Consider the following 8,880-nt stretch of genomic DNA (forward strand, 5'->3'; position numbering starts at 1 on the left):
GTTTGCCCAGCGAAGCTGGCAAACCCGTCAGGTTGAAAGAAACCTGAATCACCCCGACTGAGGGGAAGATAATCCGAATTGCAAGGGCGTTGCTGGCCAACGGCAGGGTCTGAAGGAAGCAATAGGAAGTTAACAGTACACAACGCAAGTGAACCTGCTTCGGCAGCGTAGGTGGGTAAGCGTCCGAAACATCGCGAAGCCCGATACTCAGTCAGACCTACGTTGTGTTTGAGGGTGGCATTGTTAACAGGGAGCCAGTTCAGTAACTGGGGAAGCCTGGCACCACATCCGGACATAGACCGGAAACACAAGTACAAGGTGAAAACCAAGACTCGTGTTGGTGTGAGGTGGCAGATGAATCCGTAGTAGTGAGTAAGGCTCGGCCTGAGAAGCCCAGTAATGGTGTGGAGGAGAAAACCGAGCTGACCATTGGCATCGCGTCTGATGGGGCACCGCTTTGCCAAAAGCAAGCGGGTGCTGCGAAGGGAGGAAGTACACTTTAAGTCTGTGATGAGCAGATGTTTTTTTTTTAGTGGCACCCAAACCGACTAGCTATCGGGGTATTCCGGCGTGGTCATCTGTGGAAGCAGAAGACGACAACGAGAAACCGTGCACGGGAGTAACTTTGGCTCACTTTAGTCAATTGCCATTGAGCTAGAAAGCTAAACAGCAAAGCGAAACAAACCGACACTAAAGAAAGCACCCTGTCCCCACGCAGCACACAACCCAAGGAGAGACGTTGAGAGTTTATTACAGTCTGTACGGTCACATGCTCAATAAAGAGCGACTATACAGGGGATTTAAAAAGGTGTGGAAAGCGAAAGGCGCGGCCGGAATAGATAGGCAGAGCCTGGGCGACTTCGCCTCAAATCTGAGTGATAACCTTGACCAATTGCTCTCTGAACTTAAAACCAAGCAGTACCGACCACAGCCAGTCAGACGGGTGGAAATCCCGAAAGAAGGCGGTGGAGTGAGATTGCTTGGTATCCCGACAGTACGGGACAGAGTTGTTCAACAAACCCTAAACGACCTTTTAACCCCAATCTTCGAAGAGCAGTTCCATCCATCAAGCTTTGGATACCGCCCAAATCGAAGTTGTCACGATGCCATCAATAAAGCCACCATGTTCATCCGTCGTTATGGAATGCAGCATGTCGTGGATATGGACTTGTCAAAGTGCTTCGATAAGCTCGACCACGAACTTATCCTGAGGAGTATCCGAACACGAGTCACAGACGGCAGCGTGTTAGCGCTGATAGAACAGTTCCTAAAAAGTGGAGTAATAGTTGACGGGCATTGGCAGCAGACAGAATTAGGGAGTCCGCAAGGTGGGGTAATAAGCCCACTGATAGCGAATATCTATCTGGATGCGTTCGATCAAGAGATGCGAAAGCGGGGTCATCGGATAGTGCGCTATGCGGATGACATCTTGATCTTCTGTCGTAGTCGAGCAGGTGCAGAGAATGCGCTTGCTCAGGCGACAAAGATACTGGAGAAAGAGCTGAAACTGAAGGTGAATCAAAGCAAATCCCATATTGCACACAGCGAAAAAGGGGTGAAGTTCCTTGGCGTCAAAATCGGGAGTCAATACACCCGTATTCAGCCTAAGAAACTGGCTATGTTCAAACAGAAGTTGAAGCAGATGACCAAACGCAATGGCGGAAAGCCGCTAACGCAGGTCATTAAGGAGCTAAATCCCGTGTTACGAGGGTTCAGTCAGTACTTCAGGATCGCCAACACCGGTAGGGAGTTCTCGCGAATAGCAGGATGGTTAAGGCGTAGACTGCGCAGTATCCAGTTAAAAGTATGGAAGAAACCGACACGGTTGCACCGTAGGCTGAAACAGCTTGGCTACAAGCCACCGTTCAAACACATCCAAATGACAAGCTGGATAAACGCACAGAGTCCCTTAGCCAGTTATGCGATGCCAAATCAATGGTTCAATGATCTTGGTCTGGTTAACCTCGAGCATATAAGGACAGGGTACGTGTTCAGCAATTATGCTGAATGGAAGTGTGCATGAGCCGTATACGAGGCCCGTACGTACGGTTCTGTGAGAGGGATGAGGCGGCAACGCCTCACCCTACTCGATATATTGTTCTTCAAAACTATCAATTGAAATTGCTTTAGTCCAGTAGAAGCCCTGCCCTACTTTACCCCCTAGTTTTTCAATAACGTTTAATTCTTCTTGGTTTTCTATGCCTTCAATGATGGTTGTCGCTCCAAGAGCTTCTGCCATATTGATAAGTGTTTTGACTATTGTTTGGTTAGTTGAGCTGTGGTGTATATCTTTGATGAAAATACGGTCGATTTTGACTTCATCGATGTGTAGCTTACTGAGATACGCCATTGATGAGTATCCCGTACCAAAATCATCAAGTGCGATACCAAATCCTGTGTGTTTTATCATCGCCAGTTTTTCCATTATCTCTTGTGAACTTTCTAGCTCTTGTGATTCGGTAATCTCTAACGAAAATTGGTTCGGGCTTACGTTATATCTTTCACTTGTAGAACGAAGGAATGAGATGAAATCGGGCTGGCGAAAATCCATTACTGAGATGTTGATAGCAATTTTTATCGGAATCTGATGACGACCCATCCAAGCGAATATCTTTTTGATCGCCATACGAGTTAGGTTGTGAATCATTCCACTTTGCTCTGCAAGTGGAATGAACACGGATGGTGAGACCATGCCATGAATAGGGTGGTGCCAACGCATCAAAGCTTCTCCACCGACGACCGTTTGGCTAGCAATGTTGATTTGAGGCTGAATGTGAATATCCAACTGGTCGTTTTTGATGGCCATTCTTAGGTCATGGATAAGGTTGAGCCGGTGCGAGGTTTTGTCGCTCATATCATCACTATACTCTAGCCATTTAACGCCCTTTGTTTGGGCTTCAATCAGAGCCATATGGGCTTTCTGATGAAGCTCATTGATTTTCTCTTCATCGCGGACCTCGGCGCTCGCGATTCTGATGTTCAAGTCGCTCAAGTATTCGGTTTTTGCTAAATGGTATTGCCAAACATTAGACAGTGTCTCGAACTGAGACTGTAACGAAGTGCTTTTGTCAGCAAAAATGAGAGTTTGTTCTGGGGGCATAGTGATAGCGAAATAGCGCTTGAGCAGAGGTACATCGATATCAATCAGCCAAGGTAAGGCATACACGTCTTTCGAGATATTGCTTAACAATGACTGCTTAGCTGAAAAGACCGCCTCGCTACCTAGCAGCCCAATTAAATGTTCGACGCCTTCGGTAGAAACCAAAATCAGGCGCACACTATTTTTGTCTATTCCCCTGTTGTCAAACATGTCATTGATGGCGTGTTGGTAGAAGTATTGGTTTGGCATGTTCAGACTGTGGTCGATTAATCGATGCTGTTTGTCTAGCATCTCTTGGTGATGAAGGCGCTTTGCTAACCCTACTGAGAGTAGGTAGAGCTCTGCTAATGAACCAATGATAAAGCTGTGTAGCGTAAACATATTGACCGATAGCAGACCGGCATAGGTGAGTAAACCTCCGGTGGCTCCAGCAAAGGTACATACCCACGAGAGCAAGTAAGAAAAGGCAGGTGTATATCCTTTTTTAAGAGCAACAAAGCCGGTGCTGATACATATATAGCTAACGGGTAGGATAAGCAATGATGTAACTATCATTCGCTGCTGTTCACTGAGGAGTAATGAAATCGCGACCAAGACTGGAAAAATCCATTTTACCTTTTCGAGTATAGGGTAGACTTGTGGGCGATATTTTCTAAACTCGAGAAAATGCTTGGCAAACATCAAGGCTGACCATAGTAAGAGTAGGTGCAATACTCCCATATGTTTGGCTAGCCATCGGCAAAATTCATCGGGCAAGATCAAGTAGCCAAAACCGTGCAGAGCTGCAAACTGCAAGAAAATAAACAACTGAAATAACAGATACCAGACGTATTGAGTGTTACGTAGGTTTAATGCGTAAACCACACAGTTATAGATGGCTAGAGCGAGAAAAGTACCAATGATAATTCCCCAAAATAAGCGTACTTGAGCGGCATGCGTCGTGTAAGCCGTATCGGTCATGATTCTAATCGGCAATATTGAAGGGCCATCTGTTTGCTTGCTGATTAACAAGGTGATGTTATGGCCTGGTTCCACATTGAAACGAAATACTGTGTCTAAATAGCTTTGCGTATTGATTGGCCTGTCATTTATACCTAATTGCTGCGACCGTACTAGATTTCCATCTTGAAAGAGATAGACATCGAGGTGCTGCAAAATGTGATTTTGCGAAAACAAAACAAGCGATTTGGGCTGGGATAGTAATCGTCCGGAAATATGAATTTTGTGCCAGTAGTGGTTTGGATTCGGTGTGGTCGATTGTTGATAGAGTTGAGTATCAAAGGGCGTTGATTGCAACACTTGACGCGCGTGTAAACCGGGTTGACCCACAGCTGTTAGCAACGGAGTATCAACGTTTTGTTCGACGAAATTATCGTCAATTAAAAGGGCAGACGCAGTTACAGGTTGGCAAACAAGCAGTAGGCAAATCAATACGAGTCGAATCATAGACTACCTGCACCAAGATGACGTGTATTACTTAGCCCATCGACTAGGCATGGTTAAATTAAGTCATTCCACTGCGATTATAACACTGCGTATGACTTGGTTTATTGATTAAAGTATATGCAATTGAGGCCATAATTCAATTTTGACTGATGAAGCAAACAGGCCACCGTTTAGGTGGCCTGAGTAGTGATTGGATAATAAATTTATCTATCAATAGCTTATAAAATAATGTCTCTAACTTCTGGATCTTTGCGCTCTAGGTAGTGCGTCGACTTAATGCGGCGAATTGTACGACAGCGGCCACGGATGAGTAGAGTTTCTGTCGTTGCAATGTTGCCTTGACGAGAAATACCTTCAAGCAAGTCGCCTTTAGTTATCCCTGTCGCTGAGAATACAACGTTATCGCTACGAGCCATGTCTTCCATCTTAAGTACAAGGTTAGCTTTTACACCCATTTCTTCACAGCGTTTAAGTTCTGCTGCGCCATAGATGCGGTTTTCTTCACTATCACCTTTAACTTCATGACGAGGAAGTAGACGACCATGCATGTCGCCATCTAACGCGCGAATAACTGCTGCTGAAACTACGCCTTCTGGAGCGCCACCAACGCAGTACATTACGTCGACTTCGCTATCTGGCATACATGTTAGGATGGAAGCCGCAACGTCACCATCTGGCACTGCGAATACTCTCACGCCCATTGCTTGCATCTCCGCGATCACTTCGTCATGACGAGGCTTAGCAAGAGTGATTACAACCAGAGTATCTAACGTTTTATTCAGCGCTTGAGCGATGTTCTCTAGGTTCTCTTTTAGTGGCTTATGAAGATCAATGCATCCTTTTGCCCCAGGACCTACGACTAGTTTTTCCATGTACATGTCAGGTGCTTTAAGGAAACTGCCTTTTTCACCAGCAGCAAGTACTGCAAGGGCGTTAGACTGTCCCATTGCTGTCATGCGAGTCCCTTCAATTGGGTCAACAGCAATATCTACAGCATCGCCGCCAATACCAACATTTTCGCCAATGTAGAGCATAGGCGCATCGTCGATCTCGCCTTCACCAATTACGATCTCTCCGCTGATATCAGTTTTGTTAAGTAAGCTGCGCATAACTTCAACCGCAGCACCATCCGCTGCGTTTTTGTCACCGCGGCCAAGCCATTTGTAACCAGCCAAAGCTGCACCCTCGGTAACTCGAGAAAATGCCATTGCTAAATCGCGTTTCATGAAGACTCCAAAGTATTAGGAAAGAGTGAAAAACTAAAACGGGCGGATTTTATCATATCAGAAAGGAAACGTTTGCTTTTTTGCTTGAACAGCCATTGAACTGGATCAATCTAACCAGTTAAATTACACAATTGAGCTTGTCGGCTTGAGAGATGTAAAGCTATTGTCAATTTGCGACGTTTTTTTAATCGAATGGCAAAAAACTACAATATAGGGCGTGTTTATCCGCTCTCGGCTGAGTAGAATGGTTGCAAATGGTTTTGGAACATAGGTGTCTAAAACCTGGTCCGAATAATAGATAGGTAGGCTAAGATGTCTTTTGAAGTTTTAGAACAACTAGAAGCAAAAATCCAAACAGCTGTAGATACAATTGCTCTTCTACAAATGGAAGTAGAAGAATTGAAAGAAGAGAAAGAGAAATTAGCAGCAGAAGCGAATGAACTTCGTAGCAATCGTGAAGAGCTTGAGCAGAAAGCACAACAGATGCAACAAGAGCACAATGCATGGCAAGAGCGTATCCGCAGCCTACTAGGTAAGATGGATGAAGTAGAGTAATCGCTACTCATATTAAAAAAGGCTGAACTTAGGTTCAGCCTTTTTGCTTTGTATGGGAGTTTTATTGTGTAATCTTGCTTACGCTTTAGGACGAACACCCAAAGTGTGGCAAAGAGCGTAAGTCATTTCTGCGCGGTTTAGCGTGTAGAAGTGAAAATCTTTAACACCTTCACGACTCAGAGTACGGACCATATCAATGGATTGGCTAGCACCGACCAGTTGGCGTGTCGTTGGGTCATCATCTAGACCTTCAAACTGTTTTGCCATCCAGCCTGGGACCTTTACGTTGTTCTGAGCAGCAAAACGAGACGCTTGCTTGAAGTTTGATACTGGTAGAATACCCGGAACGATCTCTACGTCGATGCCCGCTGCAACACAACGGTCACGGAATCGTAAGTAGCTTTCTACGTCAAAGAAGAACTGAGTAATAGCGCGGTTAGCACCTGCGTCTACTTTACGCTTTAGGTTAAGTAGGTCAGCTTGAGCGCTTTTTGCTTCAGGGTGAACTTCAGGGAAAGCGGCAACTGAGATATCAAAGTCATGACGCTCTTTTAGCAGAGTCACTAAGTCAGAGGCATACATATCTGGCTTGCCACCATTTGGTGGAATATCACCACGTAGCGCTACGATGCTTTGAATGCCATTTGCCCAGTAGTCGTCTGCAATTTGAATTAGCTCTTCACGAGACGCATCAATACACGTCAGGTGCGGCGCTGCCACTAAACCAGTTTGGTCTTTGATCTCTTTGATAATCGAGTGAGTTCTGTCGCGTTCGCCAGAGTTTGCACCATAGGTAACGGAAACAAATTTTGGCTGAAGGGTCTTTAGGCGGTGTACAGAGTTCCATAGAGTCTCTTCCATCTTTTCACTGCTTGGCGGAAAAAACTCGAACGACACATTAATGTTGTCAGATAGTTCGGCGATGTTCTGATTTAGTGCGTCGATATGACTCGCGTGTGTGTATCCCATCTTACTCTCCCTGTGGCGATCTGTGCCGACAAAACCCTTAAAACTTGAAATTGACGTTTAGACGTCTATATGTCTACAGAATGAATTGAATACGATTTAATGTCAACTGTGTGATTATGAATTTTTTTCAACTTAATCATGAGCTCTATTCAAGTTTAGTTGAGGTGAATTCATACTGTTTTCGCTGAACACAGTAAAAAGGCGCTGAAATATCAGCGCCTTGATTAGTTAAAGTAAACTTGAGAGTAAGTTTAGGTCAGATTGTATTGCACCAGCCGTTACCTCTCGGCCTGCCCCTGGGCCTCTAATTACTAATGGATTGTCCTTGTACCATTTGCTTTCGATAGCAAAGATATTGTCGCAAGGTAAAAGGTTGGCGAGAGCATGCTCTTTGGGTAATGCTTCTACACCGACTCTTGCGGTCCCGTTCTTTTCAAGACGAGCAACGTATCTTAGGACTTTATCTTCTCTTTGCGCTTTCTCAAGGCGTTCCGCGAGCAGTTCACTAAGAAGGGCACTCTGATCTAGAAACTCGTCTAGTGATAGATCTGAGAGCTCTGTAGGCACTAAACTTTCTACCTTTACCGCTTCCGGTTCTAGTGAAAGACCGGATTCACGCGCTAGGATAACCAGTTTACGCATTACGTCTGAGCCATCTAAGTCGTTGCGAGGATCAGGTTCTGTTAGACCTTGTTGCCATGCTAAATCAACTAACTCAGCAAAAGGTACGCTGCCATCATACTGCTGAAATAGCCAAGAAAGTGTGCCGGAGAAGATTCCTGACAGGGCAATAATGTCATCACCGCTTTCGCGCAGGTCTCTCACGGTATGGTTGATTGGCAGCCCAGCACCAACTGTCGCGTTGTACAGCCAGTGGCGGTTAATTTTGGCAAATGCGTCTTGGACCTGGTGGTAATAGGTACTTGATGCAGAGCCCGCGACTTTATTGGCAGAGATAAGGTGCATGCCTTGCTCAGCAATATCTAGGTAGCGTTCTGCTAAGGTTTGGCTAGCGGTAACGTCTAGCACTACAAGATCGTCAAAGCCTTGGATAGCGCCAAGCTTTGCAATCCAGTCGCTCCCTTCATGGCTAATGCTTTCTTCATCAAAATGCTCGTTGGCTATACTTGCATCTATGCCTTTAGGGTCAAACCAATAGGTTTGGCTATCGATAATCGCAACCAGTTCAAAGTTCATTCCATGACGCTTTTCTAGCTCGCTTTTTTGTTCAGCGAACAACTCCAGCCAACTTGAACCAATATTGCCCTTACCACATAACGCAATTGCAATACGTTTTTGAGCTTGGAATAGCTGACTATGTACTGCTTTTACTAACGGCTCTGTTGGCGTAGTGCGAAGAATTGCCACTAAGCTAAGCCCGGATAGTGACTCAGAGATAAACTCGACCGGGGAAGCTTTGAGTTGCTGATAGAAGCCATAGCAGTGATTAGCATTCTTGGTCACGCCAGCCCCTACCGCAGCAACCATTGAATAGCCTTCTTTCAGTTTTATCTCGGCTTCAATGGCGGCATCTTGTAAAAATTCTAATGCACCTCCAACGATCTCACTAGTATAGGCAAGACG

At 45.3% G+C, this 8,880-nt stretch carries 7 protein-coding genes; 3 read left to right on the top strand and 4 right to left on the bottom strand.

Features of this window, described 5'->3' with window-relative positions; all coding sequences use genetic code 11:
• Positions 1-347 precede the first annotated feature (347 nt).
• Both QTO00_RS11510 and ltrA read left to right on the top strand, forming a co-directional pair.
• Entirely contained in the window at positions 348-503 is a 156-nt protein-coding gene (locus tag QTO00_RS11510; RefSeq protein WP_331424944.1) for a hypothetical protein, read from the top strand.
• Positions 504-739: 236 nt separating this feature from the next.
• Positions 740-2,023 carry a group II intron reverse transcriptase/maturase gene (gene ltrA, locus QTO00_RS11515; RefSeq protein WP_331424945.1) on the top strand — a complete coding sequence of 428 codons (1,284 nt, stop codon included), beginning with the start codon at positions 740-742 and terminating at the stop codon, positions 2,021-2,023.
• Between the two features lie 60 nt (positions 2,024-2,083).
• Here the strand turns inward: ltrA and QTO00_RS11520 are convergent, their stop codons facing one another.
• Positions 2,084-4,546: an EAL domain-containing protein gene (locus QTO00_RS11520; protein ID WP_331424946.1), complete on the bottom strand. Its 2,463-nt coding sequence runs from the start codon at positions 4,544-4,546 to the stop codon at positions 2,084-2,086.
• A gap of 218 nt (positions 4,547-4,764) precedes the next feature.
• Positions 4,765-5,772, bottom strand: a complete 1,008-nt coding sequence (glpX, locus tag QTO00_RS11525) for a class II fructose-bisphosphatase (RefSeq protein WP_331424947.1) — start codon at positions 5,770-5,772, stop codon at positions 4,765-4,767.
• Positions 5,773-6,084: 312 nt separating this feature from the next.
• Between glpX and zapB the strand changes: the two genes are divergently transcribed.
• Positions 6,085-6,327 (top strand): cell division protein ZapB, encoded by a 243-nt coding sequence (gene zapB / locus QTO00_RS11530; protein WP_331424948.1) that lies wholly within the window; start codon positions 6,085-6,087, stop codon positions 6,325-6,327.
• Between the two features lie 78 nt (positions 6,328-6,405).
• On the opposite strand, the gene metF is transcribed toward zapB, so the two are convergent.
• Both metF and metL read right to left on the bottom strand, forming a co-directional pair.
• Positions 6,406-7,296, bottom strand: coding sequence for a methylenetetrahydrofolate reductase (gene metF / locus QTO00_RS11535; RefSeq protein WP_331424949.1), 891 nt, complete (start codon positions 7,294-7,296; stop codon positions 6,406-6,408).
• Positions 7,297-7,524: 228 nt separating this feature from the next.
• Positions 7,525-8,880 (bottom strand): bifunctional aspartate kinase/homoserine dehydrogenase II (gene metL / locus QTO00_RS11540; protein WP_331424950.1); only part of this gene is annotated, 1,356 nt, incomplete at its 5' end.

This window comes from Vibrio sp. M260118 (genome assembly GCF_036533755.1).
GTDB lineage: Bacteria > Pseudomonadota > Gammaproteobacteria > Enterobacterales > Vibrionaceae > Vibrio.